The organism is Oryzibacillus soli, from assembly GCF_051594765.1.
In the GTDB taxonomy this organism is placed as follows: domain Bacteria; phylum Bacillota; class Bacilli; order Paenibacillales; family NBRC-103111; genus Paenibacillus_AR.
This window is the reverse complement of the sequence record NZ_JBPPGJ010000129.1, coordinates 1-288: the sequence shown is the minus strand read 5'-3', so window position 1 is coordinate 288 and position 288 is coordinate 1. Positions and strand designations below refer to the sequence as shown.

Here is a 288-nt window from a genome sequence, read left to right as displayed (position 1 = left end):
ATCTGTTCCTTCGGGGACAGGTTAGCGGCGGACGGGTGAGTAACACGTAGGCAACCTGCCTGTAAGACTGGGATAACTTCCGGAAACGGATGCTAATACCGGATACGTTGCGTTCCCGCATGGGGATGCATGGAAAGTCGGAGCAATCTGACACTTATGGATGGGCCTGCGGCGCATTAGCTAGTTGGTGGGGTAACGGCTCACCAAGGCGACGATGCGTAGCCGACCTGAGAGGGTGATCGGCCACACTGGGACTGAGACACGGCCCAGACTCCTACGGGAGGCAGC

At 58.3% G+C, this 288-nt stretch carries 1 rRNA gene; it reads left to right on the top strand.

Annotation, left to right across the window (positions count from 1 at the left end):
* A 16S ribosomal RNA gene (locus tag ACSEXW_RS28435) occupies window positions 1-288 on the top strand; the annotation flags it as partial.